The 23,996-nt window shown below is 59.0% G+C and carries 28 protein-coding genes; 18 read left to right on the forward strand and 10 right to left on the reverse strand.

Going from position 1 to position 23,996, the window contains the following annotated elements:
* The first annotated feature begins 5 nt into the window (after positions 1-5).
* Positions 6-392, forward strand: a complete 387-nt coding sequence (locus tag I9H07_RS07935; protein ID WP_236423910.1) for a lysozyme inhibitor LprI family protein — start codon at positions 6-8, stop codon at positions 390-392.
* A 21-nt stretch (positions 393-413) separates the two neighbouring features.
* Here the strand turns inward: I9H07_RS07935 and I9H07_RS07940 are convergent, their stop codons facing one another.
* The 5 genes from I9H07_RS07940 to I9H07_RS07960 all read right to left on the reverse strand — a co-directional run bounded on the left by I9H07_RS07940 (position 414) and on the right by I9H07_RS07960 (position 3,520).
* Positions 414-791 carry a glutaredoxin family protein gene (locus I9H07_RS07940; RefSeq protein WP_080394483.1) on the reverse strand — a complete coding sequence of 126 codons (378 nt, stop codon included), beginning with the start codon at positions 789-791 and terminating at the stop codon, positions 414-416.
* 75 nt (positions 792-866) lie between these two features.
* The gene (gene folE, locus I9H07_RS07945) at positions 867-1,412 is read right to left on the reverse strand and encodes a GTP cyclohydrolase I FolE (RefSeq protein WP_002552836.1); all 546 of its coding nucleotides are present in this window, start codon (positions 1,410-1,412) and stop codon (positions 867-869) included.
* Positions 1,413-1,868: 456 nt separating this feature from the next.
* Positions 1,869-2,426, reverse strand: a complete 558-nt coding sequence (locus I9H07_RS07950; RefSeq protein ID WP_024644192.1) for a Smr/MutS family protein — start codon at positions 2,424-2,426, stop codon at positions 1,869-1,871.
* Between the two features lie 45 nt (positions 2,427-2,471).
* Positions 2,472-2,789, reverse strand: coding sequence for a hypothetical protein (locus I9H07_RS07955; RefSeq protein WP_024673364.1), 318 nt, complete (start codon positions 2,787-2,789; stop codon positions 2,472-2,474).
* Positions 2,790-2,929: 140 nt separating this feature from the next.
* Positions 2,930-3,520: a cysteine hydrolase family protein gene (locus I9H07_RS07960; protein WP_058391066.1), complete on the reverse strand. Its 591-nt coding sequence runs from the start codon at positions 3,518-3,520 to the stop codon at positions 2,930-2,932.
* Positions 3,521-3,769: 249 nt separating this feature from the next.
* Here I9H07_RS07960 and prmB point away from each other — a divergent pair, with 249 nt between their 5' ends.
* Entirely contained in the window at positions 3,770-4,678 is a 909-nt protein-coding gene (prmB, locus tag I9H07_RS07965) for a 50S ribosomal protein L3 N(5)-glutamine methyltransferase (RefSeq protein WP_236423908.1), read from the forward strand.
* 54 nt (positions 4,679-4,732) lie between these two features.
* Here prmB and I9H07_RS07970 read toward each other — a convergent pair whose 3' ends face one another.
* A complete protein-coding gene (locus I9H07_RS07970; RefSeq protein ID WP_236423906.1) occupies positions 4,733-5,536 on the reverse strand; it encodes a hypothetical protein in 804 nt (267 codons plus the stop codon).
* A 93-nt stretch (positions 5,537-5,629) separates the two neighbouring features.
* On the reverse strand, positions 5,630-6,643 hold the full coding sequence (locus I9H07_RS07975; RefSeq protein ID WP_236423904.1) for an alpha/beta hydrolase: 1,014 nt from the start codon (positions 6,641-6,643) through the stop codon (positions 5,630-5,632).
* Between the two features lie 141 nt (positions 6,644-6,784).
* Between I9H07_RS07975 and aroC the strand changes: the two genes are divergently transcribed.
* From aroC to I9H07_RS08005, 6 genes are all read left to right on the forward strand, one after another.
* Positions 6,785-7,876, forward strand: a complete 1,092-nt coding sequence (gene aroC, locus I9H07_RS07980) for a chorismate synthase (protein ID WP_024673359.1) — start codon at positions 6,785-6,787, stop codon at positions 7,874-7,876.
* Between the two features lie 30 nt (positions 7,877-7,906).
* Positions 7,907-9,070 carry an MFS transporter gene (locus tag I9H07_RS07985; protein WP_236423902.1) on the forward strand — a complete coding sequence of 388 codons (1,164 nt, stop codon included), beginning with the start codon at positions 7,907-7,909 and terminating at the stop codon, positions 9,068-9,070.
* On the forward strand, positions 9,067-9,684 hold the full coding sequence (locus I9H07_RS07990) for a methylthioribulose 1-phosphate dehydratase (RefSeq protein WP_024673357.1): 618 nt from the start codon (positions 9,067-9,069) through the stop codon (positions 9,682-9,684). Before I9H07_RS07985 ends, I9H07_RS07990 begins: the two co-directional genes overlap by 4 nt.
* A 77-nt stretch (positions 9,685-9,761) precedes the next feature.
* Positions 9,762-10,307: a 1,2-dihydroxy-3-keto-5-methylthiopentene dioxygenase gene (locus I9H07_RS07995; protein WP_236423900.1), complete on the forward strand. Its 546-nt coding sequence runs from the start codon at positions 9,762-9,764 to the stop codon at positions 10,305-10,307.
* Between the two features lie 15 nt (positions 10,308-10,322).
* Complete coding sequence (mtnC, locus tag I9H07_RS08000) at positions 10,323-11,006, forward strand: acireductone synthase (protein WP_236423898.1); 684 nt, start codon at positions 10,323-10,325, stop codon at positions 11,004-11,006.
* A gap of 239 nt (positions 11,007-11,245) precedes the next feature.
* On the forward strand, positions 11,246-11,968 hold the full coding sequence (locus I9H07_RS08005; protein WP_236423897.1) for a helix-turn-helix transcriptional regulator: 723 nt from the start codon (positions 11,246-11,248) through the stop codon (positions 11,966-11,968).
* Between the two features lie 121 nt (positions 11,969-12,089).
* Here the strand turns inward: I9H07_RS08005 and I9H07_RS08010 are convergent, their stop codons facing one another.
* Positions 12,090-12,368 carry a DUF3509 domain-containing protein gene (locus I9H07_RS08010; protein ID WP_024644204.1) on the reverse strand — a complete coding sequence of 93 codons (279 nt, stop codon included), beginning with the start codon at positions 12,366-12,368 and terminating at the stop codon, positions 12,090-12,092.
* 347 nt (positions 12,369-12,715) lie between these two features.
* On the opposite strand from I9H07_RS08010, the gene I9H07_RS08015 reads away from it, so the two are divergent.
* Both I9H07_RS08015 and I9H07_RS08020 read left to right on the forward strand, forming a co-directional pair.
* Positions 12,716-13,261: an ankyrin repeat domain-containing protein gene (locus I9H07_RS08015; protein ID WP_024673353.1), complete on the forward strand. Its 546-nt coding sequence runs from the start codon at positions 12,716-12,718 to the stop codon at positions 13,259-13,261.
* A 108-nt stretch (positions 13,262-13,369) separates the two neighbouring features.
* Entirely contained in the window at positions 13,370-13,888 is a 519-nt protein-coding gene (locus I9H07_RS08020) for a hypothetical protein (RefSeq protein WP_236423895.1), read from the forward strand.
* Here the strand turns inward: I9H07_RS08020 and I9H07_RS08025 are convergent.
* On the reverse strand, positions 13,885-14,811 hold the full coding sequence (locus I9H07_RS08025) for a ZIP family metal transporter (RefSeq protein WP_024673351.1): 927 nt from the start codon (positions 14,809-14,811) through the stop codon (positions 13,885-13,887). The two genes, I9H07_RS08020 and I9H07_RS08025, sit on opposite strands and share 4 nt — an antisense overlap.
* A gap of 153 nt (positions 14,812-14,964) precedes the next feature.
* Between I9H07_RS08025 and I9H07_RS08030 the strand changes: the two genes are divergently transcribed.
* The 8 genes from I9H07_RS08030 (at position 14,965) to I9H07_RS08065 (ending at position 23,304) form a co-directional block, all read left to right on the forward strand.
* Entirely contained in the window at positions 14,965-15,156 is a 192-nt protein-coding gene (locus I9H07_RS08030; protein ID WP_007252184.1) for a PLDc N-terminal domain-containing protein, read from the forward strand.
* A 198-nt stretch (positions 15,157-15,354) separates the two neighbouring features.
* Positions 15,355-16,215 (forward strand): polyamine aminopropyltransferase, encoded by an 861-nt coding sequence (gene speE, locus I9H07_RS08035; protein ID WP_236423893.1) that lies wholly within the window; start codon positions 15,355-15,357, stop codon positions 16,213-16,215.
* A gap of 264 nt (positions 16,216-16,479) precedes the next feature.
* Positions 16,480-18,567, forward strand: a complete 2,088-nt coding sequence (locus I9H07_RS08040) for an LTA synthase family protein (protein WP_236423892.1) — start codon at positions 16,480-16,482, stop codon at positions 18,565-18,567.
* Between the two features lie 184 nt (positions 18,568-18,751).
* The gene (locus I9H07_RS08045; RefSeq protein WP_058391070.1) at positions 18,752-18,988 is read left to right on the forward strand and encodes a hypothetical protein; all 237 of its coding nucleotides are present in this window, start codon (positions 18,752-18,754) and stop codon (positions 18,986-18,988) included.
* A gap of 247 nt (positions 18,989-19,235) precedes the next feature.
* Complete coding sequence (locus I9H07_RS08050) at positions 19,236-19,577, forward strand: ribonuclease E inhibitor RraB (protein ID WP_058391071.1); 342 nt, start codon at positions 19,236-19,238, stop codon at positions 19,575-19,577.
* Positions 19,578-20,095: 518 nt separating this feature from the next.
* The gene (locus I9H07_RS08055) at positions 20,096-21,505 is read left to right on the forward strand and encodes a circularly permuted type 2 ATP-grasp protein (RefSeq protein ID WP_024673347.1); all 1,410 of its coding nucleotides are present in this window, start codon (positions 20,096-20,098) and stop codon (positions 21,503-21,505) included.
* 12 nt (positions 21,506-21,517) lie between these two features.
* Entirely contained in the window at positions 21,518-22,477 is a 960-nt protein-coding gene (locus I9H07_RS08060) for an alpha-E domain-containing protein (RefSeq protein ID WP_024644212.1), read from the forward strand.
* Positions 22,474-23,304 (forward strand): transglutaminase family protein, encoded by an 831-nt coding sequence (locus tag I9H07_RS08065; RefSeq protein ID WP_058823785.1) that lies wholly within the window; start codon positions 22,474-22,476, stop codon positions 23,302-23,304. The genes I9H07_RS08060 and I9H07_RS08065 overlap by 4 nt, the downstream gene beginning before the upstream one ends.
* Before the next feature lie 62 nt (positions 23,305-23,366).
* Here the strand turns inward: I9H07_RS08065 and I9H07_RS08070 are convergent, their stop codons facing one another.
* A complete protein-coding gene (locus I9H07_RS08070; RefSeq protein ID WP_024673345.1) occupies positions 23,367-23,738 on the reverse strand; it encodes a rhodanese-like domain-containing protein in 372 nt (123 codons plus the stop codon).
* Positions 23,739-23,996 lie beyond the last annotated feature (258 nt).

Consider the following 23,996-nt stretch of genomic DNA (forward strand, 5'->3'; position numbering starts at 1 on the left):
AATTCATGCGCACTTCACTTACCCTTCTCGCCGCCTTTATGGCGCTAGGCGTCGGTTGTTCCGCTCAGGCCGAGGATTGCAACAGCAATCAGGCGAGCATGAACACCTGTGCCGCCAATGAGCTGGCGGCACTCGACGCGGATCTGAACAGGCAATACAAGACGCAGATGGCCTGGCTCCAGACCCCAGAGAAAAAACAGGCGTTCAAGGACGCGCAACAGAAGTGGATCGTCTTGCGTGATGCCGATTGCCTGTATCAGGCAGGCAAGCCCGAGGATTCGGGTTCGATCTGGCCGCTGGTGCAATCGCAATGCCTGGCGGAGCAGACCAGGGTACGGCTCAAGCAACTGAAAACTTACTTGGCCTGCCGCGAGGACGGTTGCCCGCGCTGATGCGCGTCGGGCAATCGTGGTTCAGATGGCGCCGAAGCGTCGGTCCAGATAGTCGATGATGACGTTGGATTCATACATCCAGACGGTCTTGCCAGCTTCTTCTATGCGCAGGCAAGGCACTTTGATTCTGCCGCCTTCCTTGAGCAGGGTCTCGCGATCCAGCTCGTTGTTCTTCGCATCGCGCAGGGCGACCGGAACGTTGAGGCGGCGCAGGGCGCGACGGGTCTTCACGCAGAACGGGCAGGCGTGAAACTGGTACAACGTCAGCTCCCTGGCTGCTTCGTTGACAGCCGCCTGAGCCTGAGGATCACGCTTTTTCCTGCTCGGGCGAGTCAGGAAGTCGATGCCGATGACGAGTTGGCCAAGGCCGACTCTTAACGCTTTCATGAACACGGTCATACCTTTTGCGGGCAGTGGCAGAAATCCGTCGGGCGTTCAGCGTGCGTCATGGCACGTGAACGCGGGCTGAACGGGTCACTTGATCAGGCTGAGAAACTCACTGCGAGTGGCGGCGTTTTCACGGAATTCGCCGAGCATCACCGAGGTGATCATGGCCGAATTCTGCTTCTCGACACCGCGCATCATCATGCACATGTGCTTGGCTTCGATCACCACCGCAACGCCCAGTGCGCCGGTGACCTGCTGGATGGCTTCGGCGATCTGGCGGCTGAGGTTTTCCTGAATCTGCAGGCGACGGGCGTACATGTCGACGATCCGTGCCACCTTGGACAGGCCCAGCACCTTGCCATTCGGAATGTAGGCCACATGTGCCTTGCCAATGAACGGCAGCAGGTGGTGTTCGCACAGCGAGTACAGTTCGATGTCCTTGACCATCACCATTTCACTGGCGTCAGAGCTGAACAGGGCGCCGTTGGTGACTTCTTCCAGGGTCTGCGCATAACCGCGACACAGGTATTGCATGGCCTTGGCGGCGCGCTTGGGGGTGTCCAGCAAACCTTCACGCGAGACGTCCTCGCCCAGTTGCCCGAGGATGGCGGTGTAATTCTGTTCCAGTGTCACAGGACTGTGTTTCCGTGTGGGTTTCGATAAACGCGAGAGCATGGCCCGTCGCCGAGTCGCACATAGTAACGTACGCACGGGGGCGGGTGCACGGCAGCGCGGTAAATCAACCGGTCGGGATGCGGTTTGTATCGACTCGCTTACACCTTGGCAACCAGATCGCTACCCACTTCCGGCACGCCACGTTGTCTGAGCTTGCAGGTCATCAATCAATTGCCTGTCGAGAGAGTAAATCCGGATGTTGAGTCGAGTAGCAAAAATAGCGATGTTCGCCATCGTACTGTCGTCGGATTCCGGTTGCTGGCCGTTCTGGCCTGGCCCGGGTGGGCATGGTGGCGGTGGTGGCGGCGGGCACCATGAGGGCGGTGGCCCTGGCCCAGGCGGTCCTGGCCCGCGCTGAGTGTTGAATCGGAGCAGCACGCGCTGTCCGTAGAGTGTCAAAGGGCGCGAAGAGTCTTACTCGTCGCGTCCTTCCATCATGGTGCGTTTCAGCACCACGTACACCGCGCCAGCACCGCCGTGCTTGGCCAGGCATGAGCAAAAGCCCAGTACCTGCGAATGTTGACGCAGCCATGTATTGACGTGGCTCTTGATCATCGGACGCTTGCCGTCCAGACGCACTGCCTTGCCATGGGTGACACGCACGCAGCGTATTTCCAGTTTGGTCGCCTCTGCCAGAAACTCCCATAATGTCTCACGCGCCACCTCCACGGTCATGCCGTGCAGGTCGAGGCTGCCTTCGAAGCTGATCTGGCCGAGTTTCAGCTTGCGCATCTGGCCTTCCTGCACGCCGTCACGCGACCAGCTCAGGACATCTTCCGGCCCGACATCGATCACGAACTGGTCCGAGAGCCCGTCCACGGTCACCGAATCGGTGCGCACGGTCGCGGACTGACGCAGGCGGGCGAGCATTTTTCGATCAGCTTTGGGTTTGCCGACATCGGCGTGTTCATGCTTGAGCGGCTTTACGCCGCGCGTCTCGCTTCTGAACAGGGAAAAATCGTCGTCTTGCATGGGGCCTCCGCGAAGGAGGCTAGTCTACCCGTTCGAAGGAGCGGATCAGTTGTGTTTTTTCATCAAATGGGCGGAGATGCTCAAGCCGCTTGCGCCACGTTGACGGCGTAAGCGGCGCCACAGCCAGACACCCAGGTAGAACACCAGCAATCCACTGATTGCAACGAACGCGGCACCACCCGGGCTGGCGTTCAGTTCGCCCAGCATCTGAGGATGACCGATCAGGCTGGAGACACCGGCGACGGTCAGCAGTATGCCCAGCGCAACCAGCAGCAGCGCGATCAGCGTGCCAATTCGTTTGCGCCAGTTGCCCTGGCCTTTGTTGCGCAGGCGACGTGCATTGAAACCACCTGATGTCTTCATGCGTTTTCCTCAGCAGGTTTAGGCTCAATAGTGTCGGCGCTGTGACCCGGGGCAGGAGAGCGTGTTCCCGCCGCTGGTCCATACCAGGGCCGCAAAGATGGGCGGTCATGTGAGTGGCGTTACCCAACTCGTCAACAGGGTCAGATCAGGTCTTTGGTCAGGGCCAGGGTTGCGAAGTTGTCGGCCATGATCGCCATTTCGGTTCTGTGTACCACGTGAGCGCTGACCACGCCATGCTGGCTCGGCAGGTCGCGGGTTGCGCAGGCGTCATCGACCAGCGTGCAGCGATAACCGTAGTCCTTGGTTGCGCGAACAGTGGTGCTGATGCTGGAGTGGCTCATGAAACCGCAGACAATCAGGTCCAGATGACCCAGGCTTTGCAGCAGTTCGTGCAGGCCGGTGCCATTGAATGCGTTAGGCAGACGTTTTTCGACCAGATGTTCATCGCCCTGCGGCAGCAGTTCCGGAACCAGCTGACCCCGTTCGCCCTGCGGGTCGAACAGGCCGCCCACGGTGCCCAGATGGCGAACGTGAACGATCGGGCATTTGACCGCGCGGGCCTTGGCCACCAGCAGGCTGATATTGGCCAGGGCTTCGTCGACACCGGTCAGGGCCAGCGGGCCGCTGAGGTATTCTTTCTGCGCGTCGATGATGATCAGCGTCGCGTTGTTCAGGTTGGCATGCGCATGCACACGGCCGCTGAGTTGAAACATGGTCTTTAAATCCGACATTCACGGGCTCCTTTGAGTGGGGCTATTGCGTCATTGTCCTCTGGCTGAGCCGTTCTGGGAATGGCAACCATCGCAAGCCCCGGTTTTTATGGGCTGCAGGGCAGGCGCCGGACGTGCTGGATGGCGGTTTGCCTTGATGGCGATAGCCGAATCGTGGAAACTTCGACGCCTGTCGGGTACGAAGAGTGCGACGTTGTTCGGATCCAGGCCTTTCACAGTGGCTCGTCGTTTTTTCCAAGGAGTTTGTCCATGATCACTTCCCGTTTGCGTACCGTGCGCGACCATATCCGTTGGGCCGTCAGCCGCTTTCATCAGGAAGACGTGTTTTTCGGTCATGGCACTGACAATGCCTGGGATGAAGCGCGGCAACTGGTGCTGGGCGCCCTGCACCTGCCTTGGGAAATTGCCGACAGCTATCTGGATTGCCGTCTGGAAATCGACGAGATCTCAGAGCTGCAGCGCCTGATCAGGCGCCGCATTGACGAGCGCGTGCCGACGCCTTATCTGCTGGGCGAGGCGTGGTTCTGCGGTATGTCGTTCATTGTCGATGACCGCGTGCTGATCCCGCGTTCACCGATCGCCGAGCTTATCGAAGAGCGTTTCGCACCCTGGCTGGCCAATGATCCTGGGCGAATTCTCGACCTCTGCACCGGCTCTGGCTGTATCGGTATCGCCTGCGCCGATGAATTTCCCGATGCTGAAGTGGCACTGGCCGATCTTTCCTATGATGCGCTTGAAGTGGCCAACCAGAACATTGAACGCCACGGCATGGACGCGCGGGTCTACACCGTTCAGGGCGATGGTTTCGACGGCTTGCCGGGGCAGCGCTTCGACCTGATTGTCTCCAACCCGCCCTACGTGGATGCCGAAGATTTTGCCGACATGCCGGACGAGTATCAGCACGAGCCCGAACTGGCGCTGGCCTGCGGCAGTGATGGTCTGAACCTGGTGCGGCGCATGCTGGCGCAGGCCGCCGATCATCTGACCGACAAGGGCTTGCTGATCGTCGAGGTCGGCAACAGTCAGGTTCACGTGCAGGCGCTTTACCCGGAGGTCGATTTCGCCTGGCTGGACTTCAAGCGCGGTGGCCACGGCGTGTTCATGCTCACTGCCGAGCAGTGCCGTGCTCATCAGGCTGTGTTCCAGTCACGGGTCTGAAGCGAGGGTGAATCGGGGCTGGCAGCAGCCCCTTTTATCTTGCCGGTAGACGGCCTAGCGGTGGGTGGCGATCCAGATCAACAGCCCCGCCTGAAACACCGCGAAGGTCACCAGGCAGGCAATCGTGAAGCGCAGACTGGCGTCTTCGCGCTTGTATTTGCCCACCCGGTCTTCATGCTGGCGAATAGTCACTTCCTGTTCGATCATGCTTTTCTCGGCCTTCTCCAGCATTTGCGACGCTTCAAGAATCTCGACGATCTGCACCTTGTCGTTGTTCCAGGTGCTGTGCAAGTTGCCGACGTGCACATCCTTGATGCTGCCTTTCATGTGCTGAGCGTCGGCGTAGACGACCTCAAAGCCCAGGGTGCGCAGAAAGTGATCGCGGCGCAGGCGGGTGTCTTCGTTCAAGCCGTCCTTGCTGGCCAGTGCCACGCCTTCAATTTTGTAGGAAGACCAGCGCTTCTGTGCCCAATGCACCGCGTGAGCGATCATGAAGCGGCCAATACCCCGATTCCACGGCTCGATCTGCAAGCCGGATGGCGGGCCAAAGCGCACCGTGCGCGTTACGTGGTCGGCCCAGACATTCAGGTTGTTCTGTTCCTTGCGCACTCGCTGACCGGGCAACTGAACGTTGATGCGCAGCAGGCTCAGTTCCTTGCTGTGTCGCTCGGCGCGCCCGAACTGTACAAAACGCAGAGGCCGCCCGCCGGTGGCACGGTCGGTGGGCTGTGGCGCCAGACGCAACATCTGAAAGCTTTCAGGCAGGACGTCATCCCACGGCTGCGGCGCTACCGGCACTTCGGCTTCGGCACTGGCGGGGTCTGCGATGGTTTCGGTCATGGTATTCGCGTCAGTCATTAACAATGGTCCTGTCCTTGGCCATGTGTAGCAAACACGAAGCCATCAAACAGCTATCGGCCGGATCTCCCGCGACTGAAGGGCGGCCGACGGTCAGTTTTTCTTGCCCGTCTCCGGCAGTGCCTTGATGAAGCTCAGAATGCGTGAGGTCACTTCCCTGGCCAGCGGCTGGGTCGGGTTGCGGTAGGACAGCAGCTGTTGTTGCAGATCGTCGGGCACGATACGCAATACGTGGTTCATGCCGTCGATCAAAGCCAGTTCGGCGTCGGGCTTGGCTTTTTGCAACAGCAGCGCGTCGCCCACGCCGACCTGAATGTCATTGCGCCCCTGAACGATCAACGCCGGTATGTTCAATGCGCCGAATGCGGCGGCCGGGTCCTGGCGGAACAGCGAGATCAGGTAGGGCTGGACACTGGGGCGGAACACCACCTCCAGCTCGGAAGGCACGTTGTCGTCAGTCTTGCCAGCCTTGAGCTCGTCGAGCAGTTGATTGCTGCGCTGTAGCAGTTCCGGTGGCAAGCGCTCCTGGAACTGTTCACGCAGTACCTGATCCACCGGCCGCCCGGTGCCGGCCACGGAAATCAGTGCGGCGGCCCCGGCCTTTTCGGCCGCCAGCGTGGCGACCAGCGCGCCTTCGCTGTGGCCCAGCAGGATCAACGGCCCCAGGCGCGTATTGGCTTTCAAGGCTCTGGCCCAGAGCTGCACGTCGGCCACGTAACGCTCGACGCTCAGGTTGCGCTCGTCCGGTGTGACTTCCTTGCTGGCCGCCACGCCCCGCTTGTCATAGCGCACGCTGGCAATATTGTGAGTGGCCAGGATCACCGCCAGGCGCTTCATGCTGTCGTTACGGCCGCCTTCCGGGTTATTGCCATCGCGGTCGGTGGGGCCGGAACCGGCGACAATCAGCACCACCGGCACCGGTTTGTCCGAGCGCGGCATCATCAGGGTGCCGTAAAGCTTGCCGTTTTCAGTGTCCACGCTGACCTGGCGTTGCACCGCGCTGGGTGCGGCAGCGCTGGCGCTGGCTATGCAAAGCAAAAGTGTCAGGGGCAGGGCCAACAGGCGCAGCAGGTTTGCAGCTCGAAACGGGGAATTACCGGATAACATCGCAAGGCCATCATGGGAGGGGTCTCGCTTGGACGCACGCGGCCACAGAAGGTTCGAGGATGAACTGAACCGCGAGCCTGCGTATACTGGCGCGCTTGGTTAAACGATCTGGTTTTTTGGCTGATTTTTCGGAGCGCCCGCATGTCCGGCAACACTTTCGGCAAGCTGTTCACTGTCACCACCGCTGGCGAGAGCCACGGCCCGGCGCTGGTCGCTATCGTCGACGGCTGCCCGCCGGGGCTGGAGCTTGACCTGCACGACCTGCAGCGCGATCTGGACCGGCGCAAGCCTGGCACCAGCCGCCACACGACGCAGCGTCAGGAGGCCGATGAGGTCGAAATCCTCTCGGGCGTCTTCGAGGGCAAGACCACCGGTGCCTCCATCGGTCTGCTGATCCGCAACACCGACCAGAAGTCCAAGGACTACTCGGCCATCAAGGACCTGTTTCGTCCCGCCCACGCCGATTACACCTACCACCACAAGTACGGCATTCGTGATTACCGTGGCGGCGGTCGCAGCTCTGCGCGCGAAACCGCCATGCGCGTTGCTGCCGGGGCTATCGCCAAAAAGTACCTGGCGACTCAGGGCATTGTCATTCGCGGTTACATGAGCCAGCTCGGCCCGATCCAGATTCCGTTCAAGACCTGGGATTCGGTCGAGGACAACGCCTTTTTCTGCCCCGATCCCGACAAGGTCCCGGAGCTGGAAGCCTACATGGACCAGTTGCGTCGCGATCAGGACTCGGTTGGCGCGAAAATCACCGTGGTCGCAGAAGGCGTAATGCCTGGCCTCGGCGAGCCGATCTTTGACCGTCTGGACGCCGAACTGGCCCATGCGCTGATGAGCATCAATGCAGTCAAGGGCGTAGAAATCGGCGCAGGTTTCGACTGCGTTGCCCAGCGCGGCACCGAACACCGCGACGAGATGACGCCGCAGGGGTTTCTGTCGAACCAGGCCGGCGGCATTCTGGGGGGGATTTCCTCTGGCCAGCCGATCATTGCGCATCTGGCCCTCAAGCCAACCTCCAGCATCACAACGCCGGGGCGCTCCATCGATGTCGAGGGCAACGCAGCCGACGTCATCACCAAAGGGCGGCATGACCCCTGCGTCGGCATTCGCGCCACGCCGATTGCCGAGGCGATGATGGCCATCGTATTGCTGGATCACCTGCTGCGTCATCGCGGGCAGAATGCCGATGTCAGTGTCAACACGCCTGTGCTGGCGCAGTTGTAATGAGCGCTGTCACGGTCGCGGTTCGCTAGCGTGACGGCACTTCCCGGCACGCATCTTCCGTATTGGCGGCTGTCCGGGTTCTATGTGTGTTATTTCGCCTTGCTCGGCTCGGTCGCGCCGTTCATGGCGTTGTACCTCCATCATCTGGGCTTTTCCAGCGCACGCATTGGCGAATTGATCGCCATCCCCATGCTGATGCGTTGCGTTGCGCCGAATATATGGGGCTGGCTGGGTGATCACACCGGGCGCAGGCTGACCATCGTGCGCTTCGGCGCACTCTGCACATTGCTGGCGTTTTCGCTGATTCTGGTCGACAAGAGTTACGCATGGCTGGCAATGGTCATGGCGCTGTATGCGTTCTTCTGGCACGCCATCTTGCCGCAGTTTGAAGTCATCACCCTGGCGCATCTGCGCGGGCAGACCTCGCGTTACAGCCAGATCAGGCTGTGGGGGTCGATCGGATTCATTGTGGCGGTGGTGGTGCTGGGACGCGTCTTCGAACGTTTCAGCCTGGACCTGTTTCCCTACATTCTGCTGATTGTCATGGCCGGTATCGCCATCAGCAGCTGGTGGCTGCCCAATGCCCAGCCGCTGGCCTCGCAGCAGGAGGCAGAGGCGGGTGGCTTTCTCAGGCAACTGACCCGGCCTGGCGTGATCGCGTTCTATATCAGCGTCGCGCTGATGTTGCTCAGCCATGGCCCGTATTACACTTTTCTGACCCTGCACCTCGAAGCGCTGGGCTACAGCCGTGGCCTGATCGGCATGTTGTGGGCTGTAGGCGTGGTGTCTGAAGTGCTGATGTTCATGCTGATGAGCCGGATTCTGCTGCGTTTTTCCGTGCGCCAGGTGCTGTTCGCCAGTTTTCTCCTGGCGGCGCTGCGCTGGCTGCTGCTGGGGCTGTTTGCCGATCATCTGGGCGTGCTGTTGATCGCCCAGGTGATGCACGCTGCAACATTTGGCAGCTTTCATGCGGCTGCCATCCATTTCGTGCAACGTAGCTTCGGCCCGCGTCAGCAGGGTCAGGGGCAGGCGCTGTACGCAGCATTGTCTGGCGTGGGCGGTACAGTGGGCGCGTTGTATTCCGGTTATAGCTGGAGCGTGTTAGGGCCTGCCTGGACGTTTGCGATTGCCAGCCTTGCAGCCCTCGCAGCAGCCGTCATGATTGTCACACCCAAGAAAGAGGAAGGTGTATGAGCCGCGAACAACTGAGCCTGGAAATCATCGAAGCCGGGCGCTTCCTGTACGGCCGTGGCTGGTCGCCTGCTACCAGCAGCAATTATTCGGTGCGCCTGTCTGCCAGCGAAGCGCTGTTGACCGTGTCCGGCAAGCACAAAGGCCAGTTGGGCATGGACGATGTGCTGGCCACTGATCTGGCGGGCAACAGCCTGGAACCAGGCAAAAAACCGTCTGCGGAAACCTTGCTGCATACCCAGTTGTACCGCTGCAGGCCGCTGGTCGGCGCAGTGCTGCACACCCATTCGGTGAATGCGACCGTGCTGTCGAGGCTGACCGCTGCCGATCAGCTGATGTTCGAAGACTACGAGCTGCAAAAAGCCTTTCAGGGTGTGGTGACGCATGAGTCGCGGGTGGTGGTGCCGATTTTCGACAACGATCAGGACATTGCCCGTCTGGCCGCCAACGTGCAGCCATGGCTGGACGCCCACCCCGATTGCGCAGGCTATCTGATTCGCGGCCACGGTCTCTATACCTGGGGCGCGAAAATGAGCGATGCGTTGCGGCAGATCGAGGCGTTCGAGTTTCTGTTCGAATGTGAATTGAAAATGCGCACGGTGATGAACCGTCAATGACGCTGCATTAAGCAGCGTGTATGCCTGACCGGCCTGTAAAAGCCGGAAGGCGTTGCCCCGAACCGAGGATTCATGCCATGAGCAGCCTGTCCGTTTACCACGTTTCAAGCCCTGATACCCCCAACAAGGTGCTGACCCATCTGGAAGACATCGTCTCGACCCTGGCCGAGCACGGCGTGGCGTTCGACCGCTGGGAGGCCGCGACGCCGATAGCGCCCGGTGCCAGCCAGGAAGAGGTCATCAATGCTTATCGCACACAGATCGACAGGCTGATGACCGAGCGTGGTTACGTCACCGTTGACGTGATCAGCCTCAACAGTGATCACCCGCAAAAAGCCGAATTGCGCGCCAAATTCCTTGAGGAACATCGGCATGGTGAGGATGAAGTCCGCTTCTTCGTCGCCGGACGCGGCCTGTTCACACTGCATATCGATGACTATGTGTACGCCATACTGTGCGAAAAGAACGACCTGATCTCCGTGCCCGCCGGCACCCGGCACTGGTTCGACATGGGCGAACATCCGCATTTTGTCGCGATTCGCCTGTTCAACAACCCGGAAGGCTGGGTGGCCAATTTCACCGGTGAAGACATTGCTGGCCGTTTCCCTCGGCTGGAAGACTGACAGGAGCCGATTCTGATGCCCATCAAAGCTATTCTCACGGATATCGAAGGCACTACCAGCGCAGTAAGTTTCGTTTTCGACGTGCTGTTTCCGTTTGCCAAAAAGCACCTGCCCGACTTCGTACGTCAGCATGCCGACCAGCCTTCGGTGGCCACGCAACTGCAGGCGGTAAGGGAACAGAGCGGCGAGCCCGACGCCGATGCCGAGCGCGTTATTGCGATCCTGCTGGAGTGGATTGCCGAAGACCGCAAGGCCACGCCGCTCAAGGCGTTGCAGGGCATGGTCTGGGAGCAGGGCTATAACGCCGGGCAGCTCAAGGGGCATGTTTATCCGGACGCCGTTGATGCGCTGCAACGCTGGCATCAGGACGGTTATAAACTTTATGTTTATTCGTCAGGCTCGATCCAGGCTCAGCAACTGATCTTCGGCTGTTCCGAGGCGGGCGATCTCTCCGGTCTGTTCAGCGGTTATTTCGACACAACGTCGGGCCCCAAGCGTGAAGCGCAGTCTTATCAAACAATTGCACACGCCACGGGGTTTGCTGCCCAGGAGATTCTGTTCCTGTCCGACATCGTCGAAGAGCTGGATGCCGCGCAGGCTGCCGGCATGGCGACCTGTGGCCTGGTGCGTGATGGCGGAACACTGCCCGGTCATGAAAGCGTGGCCAGCTTTGCGCTTATCGATCCCGCCACCTTCTAGACTTTTCTCACCGCATACACGCGGCATCGTTCGATGCCGCAGCATCCCGCTTCATCAATTGGCAAGCTATTTTTTGTAAGCAATTTCCTGCTTTTTGGTGGGATGTTGCCTGTTTGAAAGTGCTCTGATTCTGTTTGTTTTGGCCGTTGTTCTTCTACGCGATTAATCGTGTAAGTTCTGCGCCAATGTCCTCGGGAGCAACACCTATGCCGATTCCGGGGCGGACAGGAGCGGTGGTGATGGGCAGTGCCATTACAGAGAGCGCAACGAAAGAGCTATTGATACAGCAGATGGTAAACACGATTACCGAGCTTGATGGCCAGACCGCCATCGAGAACGCCCTTGAATGGCTCCGCCGCGAATGTGATTGCGAGCGGGCGATGTTCTATCAGTTCAAAGGGCCGCTATTGCTGACGTTCATCACCTCGAATGTCGACGACAGCTGGGGCAAGGCCTATCGGCAGCATGAACTGGTCACTCAGGACCCGGTCATTCGCTACTATCGCAATCAGCTAGGGTTTCTGAACTGGCAAGATGCGTTTCGGCTCTACCCGGTATCAGTCTGTTACGACGAAGCGGTGGATGCCAGTGAGTTGCTACCAGCCATTTCCTACGGGTATACCAGCCATTGCCGCGGTACAGAAAGCGTGACATCGGTCTGTACGCTGGCAGAGGTGGAAAAACCGATCAACGCTGAACAAAAGTATCTGGTCAGCAGTCTCATGCCCGTACTGCACAGTGTTGCGAGAGGGCTGAAGTTCTGTTCTCGCGGGTTGAGTCATCGAGAGCTGGAAACATTGCAGTGGGCCAGAGACGGAAAAACCGCCTGGGAAATATCGGTGATCCGTGATGTTTCGGAATCCACGGTCAAGTATCACCTCAAGACCATTTACTCCAAGCTGGGCGTTGCGAATAGGGCGCAAGCGGTGGGTGAAGCCTTGTGCCGTGGCTTGATCAGGTAGGCAGTCAACGCTGATCAGCAGGCAAAAAAAAGCCGCGAAAACAGTGAGTAATCGCGGCAAACAAGGGATGAGAGAGCGTGCAACATCTCGCCGCTCCAGAGGGGGCGGCGAGTAAAACGGATCAACGTGTGTGGTAAGTCGGCAGATCGAAACGGTGCTGGCTTTGCAACATCGAAATGGCGGGCAGCTCGCTGGCCTGTGCAGCGAGGTCACGGCGAATTGCGCTGATAACCCATTCCAGCTGAACTGGTGTGTGCAGTTGCGCGTAAGACACGGAGCGACGAATCTGCTTGCCGTCGTTATCACGCAGTGAAACCAGAACGCCGCCATCCGGGCGAGGCTGAGTGGTCACTGTGTAGTCGGAAAATACGGAAGCGAATTTTTCTTGAATAAAAGTCATGTCTAGCGGCTCCATTGCTCATGGGATAACAAGCTTGCTAGTACTATTGCAGTGTCTGTGCCAGTAATTGCACTGCCATTAAATCCTTTAAAAACAATGACTTGAGATATTCGCTTTTTCCGAGGCTCGTGCATTTTGCATGAACGCCCATCGTGCGCCCTGCATTTTGCGGGTTCTGGGCGCAGGCGCGTCGGGCATAAACGCGCACTGGAGTATTTTCAGCGGTCCAGGGGTGCCCCGAGGTGGACAGAAGAGGTTAATCGAACAGCCGACAAGACTTGTGGTCATTGTGTTACCGCTGCCGGGACCATTGGATTCCCGGATGACTGTGTGCCAAGGAGTGATCAATGACCGATTCAGATATCAGCCAAGCGAAGACCATGACCGAGGATGAGGCAGCCGAATTTGCCGAGCAGGTCTTCGATGTAGCTCGTCAGGGCAATGCCGTCATGCTGGAGCGTCTTCTTGAAAAGGGCCTCCCTGCAGATTTGCGTAATCACAAGGGCGACACGCTGCTGATGCTGGCCAGCTATCACAGCCACCAGGACGCGGTTCGGGTATTACTCAATCACGGCGCTGATCCGGAAATTCGTAATGACAACGGCCAGAGCCCGATTGCCGGTGCGGCCTTCAAGGGGGATCTGGGTGTCGTCAAACTGCTGGTCGAGGCGGGTGCCAATGTGGAAGCGTCTGCTGCCGATGGCCGAACCGCGTTGATGATGGCGGCCATGTTCAACCGCAGCGAGATCGTCGACTACCTGATCAGCAAAGGGGCTGATCCGCATGTCTGTGATGCCAAGGGTATTACCGCACTGGGCGCCGCTCAGGCGATGGGGGCGAGCATCACCGCCGAGCAACTGACCAAACTGGGCGTGCAGGCCGCAAGGTCCTGAGATCGAATGCCCCTGAGGCACATCGACGAAGGCAGGCATAGATAGAGGCGCAAAGGATTTACCGTTATCCTTCGCGCCTCTTTTTTTGCCCGCTCGCAGGATCGCCCCATGAAAGACTCACTGGTCGAATTAATCAGCAAAGTCAGCTCCGGCTGCATGGCAGACGACGAAATAGCGCGTATTGCCGATGAGGCCGCGCAAGCCTACGCCGATCCGCAGGCGTTTCTGGCGGCAAACCCCGACATCAATTACGACGACAGCTTCCCGATTCCGCTGGGCGAATGGGTGGTGGTTGGCAGTCTGCCTGAAACCGTGCTGTTTCAGGCAGACAGCTACATGGACCTGTTCGAACAGATCGTGCAGTCGTTCGGCAAGGACGTGACGTTCAACATCAAGGCCAAGCAACTGGCCAAGGTTGAACCGCTGGTTGCGCTCAATCGCATTCAGATTCAATTGAGCAGCATGAACAAGGACATGGGCGGTTATGTGCTGATGGACTTCAGTCAGCCACTGGATGACGAGCTGCAAGCGGTGCTGGTCTATGGCTGTGATCAGGCACGTGTGCTTGAGCTGGCCGCGTCGGCGGGCATTCATGCCGCACCGTCGCTGCAAGCGTTGCGCGGCTAGCCCAGTGCGGTGTCGAGAAACATCATCACTGCGAACCCGCCCATCAATCCCAGTGTCGCCGAGGTCTGATGGCCGTTACGGTGGGTTTCCGGGATGACTTCATGGGACACCACAAAGATCATCGCACCTGCGGCCAGGCCCATGCTCACCGGGTAGGCGATCGCAAACCCGCTGGAAATGCCCAGCCCTATCAATGCTCCCAGTGGTTCCATGAGGCCGGAACCAATGGCGACCAGCATGGCCTTGAAGGCCGACAGCCCCGTCGCGCGCAAGGCCAGCGCGATGGCCAGGCCTTCCGGAATGTCCTGAATCGCAATGGCGGTGGTCAACGGCAGGCCGACATTCAGGTCGCCGCTGGCGAAGCTGACGCCGATGGCCATACCTTCGGGAAGGTTGTGCAGCGTGATTGCCAGCACGAACAGCCAGACCCGGTTGATGCGCTCCGAATGCGGCCCTTGGCGGCCGACGCTTTCATGTTCATGCGGCGTGAACTTGTCCAGCCCCAGCATCAGCAGTACGCCCAGCCCCAGGCCGGTCACCACTGTCGCCGCCGCAAAGGGGCCGTTGCCGGTAATTTCCCGGGCAGCTTCCAGCCCCGGCAGAATCAGCGAGAACGAGCTGGCAGCCAGCATCATGCCTGCGGCAAAGCCAAGCATGATGTCCTGAGCGCGTTGCGACACATCGCGCAGGGCTACTGCAATGACCGCACCGAGCGCGGTGGCCATAAAACCTGCGATGCCGCCCAGCAGTGCGTGATTGAAGTTGACCTGGCTGGTGCCATAAAACGCGTTGTACAGGCTGGCGCCGCCCAGGCCGACGACGGACAGCAGCGCAATCGCCAGGCCCAGGCTTACCAACGGGCTGGTCTGGAGGTGGGAAAACCACGTCTCCCTGGATGTTCCGGGCTGTGCAGGTGACGGCATAGTAGGCATACCTTTCTTTCTGGTGACTGGACGCGATGGCGAGCGGAAAAAACGCCCTTCGTCTCGGAGCCCGAGAATATACGGTTGGTTCAACGGAACCCCCGAACGGCGCGACTATCCTAGGAAGGTAAGCATTCACTAAGAGGCAACACCATGGGTTCGTCATTCAATGGCCTGGTCGGTCTGATTATTCTGGCGCTCGATATCTGGGCCATTATCAACGTCTTGAAAAGCAACGCCGAGACCGGGAAGAAAATTCTCTGGGTTTTGTTGATTGTCCTGTTACCGGTACTGGGCCTGATTATCTGGGCGATTCTCGGACCGCGCGGCAACGTGCGTATCTGATACCTGTGAAGTTCGACATTAACGCCTGATTACCTCTGTAGTCAGGCGTTTTTTGTTTCCGGGTCAGGGGATTTGCGGGAAGGGCGAGCCGAGGCGGCTGCAGAGAGGTTCGACCTGTCATGTACATCGACGTAGAATGCGCGCCTTTGTTGTGGGCGGTCGGCCGTCCTGTCATCAGTACCCAGCGGGAGCTTACCCATGAGCGATTATCAGGAAACGTTGTACGAAGGCTACGGCCAGCGCTTTCGTATCGAAAAGATGCTTCACGAAGTCCGCACCGAGCACCAGCATCTGGTGATCTTCCAGAACCCGCGCATGGGCCGGGTCATGGCGCTGGACGGTGTTATCCAGACCACCGAAGCGGATGAATTCATCTACCACGAAATGCTCACCCACGTGCCGATCCTGGCACACGGCGCAGCCAAGCGTGTGCTGATCATCGGCGGAGGAGACGGCGGCATGCTGCGTGAAGTCGCCAAGCACATGAGCGTAGAACACATCACCATGGTCGAGATCGACGCCACTGTGGTCGAGATGTGCAAGGAGTTCCTGCCCAATCACTCCAGCGGGGCGTTCGAGGATTCGCGTCTTAACCTCGTGATCGACGATGGCATGCGCTTTGTAGCGACCACCGAAGAGAAGTTCGACGTGATCATCTCCGATTCCACCGACCCTATCGGCCCGGGTGAAGTCCTGTTTTCGGAAAACTTCTATCAGGCCTGCCACCGCTGCCTGAACGAAGGCGGCATCCTGGTGACCCAGAACGGCACGCCTTTCATGCAACTGAGCGGTGTCCAGACCACCGCCGGGCGCATGAACGGTCTGTTTGCCGACTGGCATTTCTATCAGGCGGCCATTCCGACTTACATCGGCGGGGCGATGACCTTCGCCTGGGGCGCGACCGACAAGAGCTACCGCAAACTGCCTCTGGAAACCCTGCGTCAGCGTTTTTCAGGCAGCGGCATTGTTACGCGTTATTACAATCCTGAAGTGCATATCGGTTCGTTTGCGTTGCCACAGTACGTGCTTCAGGCTGTGAGCAAAGCCAGCAACGACTGACCGCATCGGTTTGACGCTGCGGGCCTGAGGGGCTGCAGCGTCACCTGAGGGGTGCTGTAGCGGGGCGCACGCGACAGAAATTTCACACTTTCTGTTTCAGAATTGCGCGCGAAACTGAACAGGCATGCGCCTTCATGGGCTGACCTGGCCTCAGGCAACCCGCAATCAAGTACTATCTGCGCCCTGCCGCACACCGTCACCCTTGAAAGGAGGGCGGTGCTGCACCACCGAACCTACCCCTGAATCCACCGGATCCTGACAACCATGGCCAAAACGGACGCCCAGATTCATCGGCAAGCCCGCCTGCACAACCCGAACGTCAAATCGCACCTCGCGTATATCCTGCTCAGCGGTTTCGCCTTGATGGTGATGTACACCCTGCTGCGTATCGGTCTGCTGGTCTACAACCGCGAGATGATTGGCGACACGCCAGCCTCCACGTTCATTGAAGCGCTGTTCAACGGCATGCGTTTCGACCTGCGCCTGACGATGTACCTGCTGATTCCGCTGGTGCTGTCGCTGTTCAGCGCTCGGGCCATGGCGGCACGCGGGTTCTTCCGTTTCTGGCTGACGCTGGTCGGCAGCATCACGCTGTTCCTGGGCCTGATGGAAATGGACTTCTATCGCGAGTTCCACCAGCGCCTGAACGGTCTGGTGTTCCAGTACGTGAAAGAAGACCCTAAAACCGTGCTGAGCATGTTGTGGTACGGCTTCCCGGTCGTGCGCTACCTGTTGGCATGGGCAGCGGTCACCTGGCTGCTGAGCCTGGTATTCAAAGGCATCGACCGTCTGACGCGGCCACGCCACGTCACCACGACGGGCACTCATACGGTCAGTCCGGTTGCGCCCTGGTATATGCGTGCCGGTGTTTTCGTCGTCGTGCTGCTGGTCATGGTGGTGTGCATTCGCGGGACCCTGCGCCAGGGCCCGCCGCTGCGTTGGGGTGATGCTTACACCACCGACTCGAACTTCGCCAACCAGTTGGGCCTCAACGGTACGCTGACGCTGATCACTGCGGCAAAAAGCCGTATGTCTGAGCAGCGCGACAACATCTGGAAAGCCACACTGCCGCAGGCCGAAGCACAGCAGACCGTGCGCGACATGCTGCTGACCCCGCACGACAAACTGGTCGAGCCGGACATCGCGGCCGTGCGTCGTGACTTCACGCCGCCTGCCGAAAACACGTTGCCGATCCGTAACGTCGTCGTGATTCTGATGGAAAGCTTTGCCGGGCACTCGGTCGGGGCGCTGGGCAGCGATGCCAACATCACGCCGTACTTCGACAAGCTGTCCAAAGAAGGGCTGTTGTTCGATCACTTCTTTTCCAACGGCACCCATACCCACCAGGGCATGTTCGCCACCATGGCATGCTTCCCGAACCTGCCGGGCTTCGAGTACCTGATGCAGACGCCAGAGGGTGCCCACAAGCTGTCCGGCCTGCCGCAGTTGCTGAGCACCGGGCGTAACTACGATGACGTGTACGTCTACAACGGCAACTTCGCCTGGGACAATCAGTCGGGCTTCTTCAGCAACCAGGGCATGACCAACTTCGTCGGCCGCGAGGACTTCGTCAATCCGGTGTTCTCCGATCCGACCTGGGGTGTTTCCGACCAGGACATGTTTGACCGTGGCGCTCAGGAGCTCAAGGCCCGTCAGGATGGCAAGCCGTTCTACGCGCTGCTGCAGACCCTCTCGAACCACACGCCCTACGCCCTGCCGGACCCATTGCCGGTCGAGCGCGTAACCGGCCATGGTTCGCTGGACGAGCATTTGACCGCCATGCGTTACGCCGACTGGGCGCTGGGTCAGTTCTTCGAGAAGGCCAAAAAAGAGCCTTACTTCAAGAACACCCTGTTCGTGGTATTGGGTGACCACGGTTTCGGCAATAACAAGCAACTGACCGAAATGGACCTGGGCCGCTTCAACGTGCCGCTGTTGCTGATCGGTCCTGGCGTGCAGGAGAAATTTGGCCAGCGCAGCAGCACCGTCGGTACACAGGTGGATGTGGTGCCGACCATCATGGGGCGTCTCGGCGGTCTGAACCGCAACCAGTGCTGGGGACGCGATCTGCTGAACCTGCCGGAAGGTGACAAGGGCTTTGGTGTCATCAAGCCGTCGGGCAGCGAACAGATCGTGGCGATCGTCAGCGGCAACCGTATTCTGATCGAGCCTACGGAAATGCCGGCCAAACTGATGACCTACACCCTTGGCGCCAACCCGCATGCTGAAGAGGTCTCTGATGCGCCGGACATGCAGGAACTCAAGCTCAAGCTGGAAAGCTTCCTGCAAACGGCGACCAAGAGCCTTCTGGACAACACGGCCGGCGTCGAGGCCAGCAAGAACCGCAACTGACCAGGACTGACTCGCCGAACCGGCCAGTCATGACAATCGAAAAGGCCCTTGGCATTCACTGCAAGGGCCTTTTGTTTTGCCGGCTATCAGCGAGTGTCCATCGCTGATCCGGTGGAACGAATGCGCCGGTAAAAAGGTCCTTATCCCATAAGCCAGAGTGCCTGGCTTCGTTCTGGAGGCATTGATGAAACAGTGGGCCATTTTGTATCTGGACAAGGATGGCGTGCAGCAGCGCCATGTGGCCGCTTTTGAAGCGCGCCCCAGCGAGGAAGACGTGGCGCAAGTGCTGCGCAAGGGGCTTTATCCGCTGACCGACGAACTGGATCTCAACGATCTTGACGGACGCACCGAAGAGCCTACTGTGAAGACGCTCAAGGACCATAACAGTGTGGAGATCATTTCCATTACAGAAACGAGCTGATCCTCACCGATTAAAAACCTTTTCGTGCCAACCACTTGGCATACGGTCCGTGATAGGGCTAATCTGCAGATGAGGCCATTTTCAAATGGCCTCTGACATCTCGATACCGGGCCTGTGCGCAAGCCCTGTCTGGTCAGCTACATGCTTGATTCCCCACGCCGGATTATCTGTCGTGCGGCGACCGCTCACCTCATGGTCGCTCTGGAAGAGTTGAAACTCTATCTATCGTTGCATAGGAGGACGTTTCATGAGCACAGCCTATCAAGAGGACATCAGCAGCAATGTGCTGCGCCGCATGAAAGAAGGCGGTTTTGATTTTGCGCGAATCTATCCCATCGAGTTCTATGCCATTTTCCCGGACGAGCAACGGGCACGGCAGGCCGCAGAGCAATTTCGCGGTGAATCCCTCAACACTCAGATAAACGTACGTGATGACGGTGCCTGGCACTTGCAACTGAGCAAAGTGATGTATGCGACGTACGACGGCATCGGTGATTTCGAGCAGGATTTTCAGATGGTGATTTCGCCCATGGACGGAGAAGTGGAAGGGTGGGGTGTCACTCAGGAGATCAGAAGACTGCACGCTTGATATGAGCTGTTCGAACAGGTTGAAAGCAGAGCACTGATCGGCCTGACCAGGATGACGTCCCGGTCAGGCCGTTTTGTTTCAAATACTGTCGAGTGCGCGAATCGGGGCTTTTTTTGCCACGACTTGTGTAGCACTGCGGGAGTACCGGCAAAAAAAAAGCCACTCAAACGAGTGGCGCAAAGGGAAGTCTGTTTCGAGAGCGTTCGGTAAAGTCGTGGCGGTTCACGCCTGAAAAAAGCTAACGCAAAGATGGCGTTGGGTGCCGTGTTTGCTCGGTTGCTGGCGATTGTGGCGAACTAATGCCGCGTGAGGAAATCAACTCTCACTATGCTGATCATAGATTTCAAGGTTGAATGACGCATCTGAATGAGGCGTAAGAGAATTGGCTTGGGCGTTTAATGCACAGGAATGGTGCAGAGAATGCCGGTTTTTTATTCAAGTCCTTGATATCAATGCGTTTATGTCGGTGGCACGGGCCTTGCGATGGTCTTGGTGTCCACGGTGACAAGGAGTACGGCATGATCCGCACCTTTTATGACGAGATGTACGATGCTGGCGGTGTTGTTCGCCCGCATTATCGGGAGTTCGCCCGCTGGTTGGGCGATACGCCACCTGAGCTGCTGGCTCAACGCAGGCGTGAAGCCGATTTGCTGTTTCATCGCGCCGGGATCACGTTCACGCTCTATGGTGACGAACAGGGCACCGAGCGGCTTATCCCGTTCGACACCATTCCGCGCAGCATTCCCGCGAGCGAGTGGCGAATTGTCGAGCGCGGCTGCATTCAGCGTGTGAAGGCGCTGAACATGTTTCTGGCTGATCTGTACCACGATCAGCGCATCATCAAGGCCGGGATCATCCCCGCCGAACAGGTGCTGGCCAACGAGCAATATCAGTTGGCAATGCAAGGCCTCAACCTGCACCGGGATCTGTACTCGCACATTTCGGGCGTCGATCTGGTGCGTGACGGTGACGGTACGTATTACGTGCTGGAGGACAACCTGCGTACGCCTAGCGGTGTGAGCTACATGCTCGAAGACCGTAAGATGATGATGCGCCTGTTCCCGGAGCTGTTCGCTGCCCAACGCATCGCGCCGATCGATCATTACCCGAACCTGCTGCTCGACACGCTCAAGAGCTCCAGCCATCTGGACAACCCGAGCGTCGTGGTGCTGACCCCTGGGCGTTTCAACAGCGCCTTTTTCGAGCATGCGTTTCTGGCGCGCGAGATGGGCGTCGAACTGGTGGAAGGTGCTGATCTGTTTGTACGGGATGACCGCGTGTTCATGCGCACCACCGATGGCCCGAAAGCCGTCGACGTGATCTACCGTCGCCTGGACGATGCATTCCTCGATCCGCTGGCGTTCAATCCCGATTCGATGCTGGGTGTGCCGGGCCTGCTGTCCGCCTACCGCTCCGGCAACGTGGTGCTGGCCAATGCCATCGGCACCGGAGTGGCAGATGACAAGTCGGTCTATCCGTATGTCACCGACATGATTCGTTTCTATCTGGACGAAGAGCCGATTCTCAAGAACGTACCGACCTGGCAATGCCGCAAGCCGGAAGAACTGTCACACGTGCTGGCCAACCTGGGCGACCTTGTCGTCAAGGAAACCCAGGGCTCCGGCGGCTACGGCATGCTGGTCGGCCCCGCAGCGACGGCCGCCGAGATCGAAGCCTTTCGCGCGCGTCTCAAAGCCAAGCCGCATGCCTACATCGCCCAGCCCACGCTGTGCCTGTCGACCTGCCCGACCTTTGTCGAGAACGGTATTGCCCCGCGACATATCGATTTGCGTCCCTTTGTCTTGTCCGGTCGCGAAACCCGCGTCGTGCCTGGCGGCCTTACCCGCGTAGCGTTACGCGAAGGCTCGCTGGTCGTGAATTCGTCTCAGGGTGGCGGAACCAAAGACACCTGGGTGGTCGAGGATTAAGGATGCCTGCCAATGCTAAGTAGAACTGCCTCCGATCTTTTCTGGATGTCGCGTTACCTGGAGCGAGCAGAGAATCTCGCCCGAATGCTGGACGTGAGCTATTCGCTGTCGTTGATGCCCCAGGACGGGCGTGGCGACGGGCTGGATGAAATAGCCATGCCGCTGCTGATCACCGGAACCCTGGAAACCTATATCGAGCGTCACGGTGAATTGCATGCCGAGCGCATGCTGCACTTCTTTGCACTGGACGCGACCAACCCGGCGAGCATCTACAGTTGCCTGGGTGCGGCACGTGCCAGCGCGCACGCGGTACGCGGCCGGATTACGGCGGACATGTGGGAGAACATCAACTCCACGTGGCTTGAAATCCGCGGCATCGCCCAGCAAGGCCTGACGCGCTACGGCATGAGCCGGTTCTGCGAGTGGGTCAAGGAGCGTTCGCACCTGTTCCGCGGTGCGACCTACGGCACCATCATGCGTAACGATGCCTTCCGCTTCATTCGTCTCGGGACTTTCATCGAACGCGCTGACAACACCATGCGCATGCTCGATGCCCGCTATGAAATGCTCGAATTGCGTGGCCCCCAGGCGAATGCCGCTGCCGACAACTCGGCGGCGGGTTACTACCAGTGGAGCGCCTTGCTGCGCGCACTGTCGTCGTTCGAGGCCTACACTGAAGTCTATCGAGACGCCCCTGGCGCACGTCAGGTTGCCGAGCTTTTGCTGCTGCGTGCCGATATTCCGCGTTCGTTGCGCGCCTGTCTGGAAGAGATGGATGTGATCCTCGCCAGCCTGCCAGGCATCAACGGTCGCCCGGCGCAGCGCATGGCGGCTGAAATGGACGCTCGCCTGCGCTACACGAGCATCGACGAAATCCTCGATGAAGGTCTGCATGAGTGGCTGAACGAATTCATCCCGATGCTGGCCCAGTTGGGTGATGCCATCCACATATCGTACCTGGAGGCTGCATGAGACTCTCTATAAGCCACGAGACCACCTATCACTATGATGATCAGGTGCGTTCGAGTATCCAGTACCTGCGCCTGACCCCCCATGACAGTGAACGCCAGCAAGTGCTTAGCTGGCAGCTGACGTTACCGCGCCCGGTGCGGGCGCAGGTCGACCCGTTCGGCAATATCCTGCACGTGCTGAGCCTGGAAGAGCCGCACGAAGAAATCATTATCGGCGCGCGCGGGCAGGTCGAGATCGACGAAACCTGCGAGGCCGAGCATGAAAACCAGTCGGCGCTGCCGTTTCTGCGGGTGACTCGCCTGACCGAGCCGGACGAGGCGATTCGCAGCTTTGCGGCAAAAGAGTGTCGCAAGCGCAATGACCGTACTGCACTGATCGATCTGATGCAGGCTCTGAATCAGCACATGACGTACACCCAGGGCGCGACGGAGGTCGATACCTGCGCAGCCCAGGCATTTGCCGGTCGTTCAGGCGTCTGTCAGGACCATACTCACGCGTTTCTGGCCTGCGCTCGCAGCCTGGGCGTGCCGGCACGTTATGTTTCCGGTTATCTGTGCAGTGAAGACAGCGAGCATCTGTCCAGCCATGCCTGGGCCGAGGCATGGATCGATAACGCCTGGTACAGCTTCGATGTGACTAACCAGCTGGCGATTCCCGAGCGCCATCTGAAGCTCGCCGTCGGGCTGGATTACCTGGATGCCTGTCCGGTGCGCGGCATGCGCCGTGGCGGCGGGTCGGAACAGATGCACGCCAAGGTCGTGGTGTCACCCATGACGGGCACGCCTAAAGTGAAGGTCAGGGTTCAGGCTCAAAGCCAGCATCAGTAAGGTGAGCGATGCGCGGGTTGACTTGAAACAATCTGCGCATCCCTACAGGGTCGTGGCAGGGCTTATTCCGCAGGGTCGTCAGACGTGTCGTATAACGCGTTGTGCAATTCTTCGTAGTTGCCGCCGTTGATGACGCTGAAATAACCCGCTGCCGTCAGCTTGTCCTGAGCCCTGTTGGCCTTGTTGTTATCGCTGCTGAAGATGACGAATACCGCATTGCGGTCGTTGAGCACCTGCTTCATCTGATTGACCAGCCGCACCTCATCGACCCGCACGGCGTTCAGCACAGTACCGGCTTCGTAGTCGCTCTGGCTGCGCACATCCATCGCCAGCTTGCCTTCTTTCAAGGCTGCCACCGCCGCCGCCTGATCCACAACGCCCGCCTGTGCAGCGAAGCTGCCTGCGAGTGCACATAACGCTATCCATCGGCGCATAAGCCCGTCTCCCTTCATTTGAGTGGAAAGAGTGGCACAGTTGCACGCGGCACGAAAGCGTATCGGATCAGCCAAACAGCCGGTTAAGGTTTGGCACGATCAGGAGTAGCGTTGTGGTAAACAGGATGAGTCCTGCCTGACGTACTTTGGAGCGTTTGAGTTTGAGCATGGCTGACCGCCTTTTGTTTTTATTCCTGACGATTTAACGCGCCGGATGTTGCAAATAGATGGCGAGTAATCGGTTGCTTACACGATTGA

Source organism: Pseudomonas syringae, from assembly GCF_023278085.1.
GTDB lineage: Bacteria > Pseudomonadota > Gammaproteobacteria > Pseudomonadales > Pseudomonadaceae > Aquipseudomonas > Aquipseudomonas syringae_Q.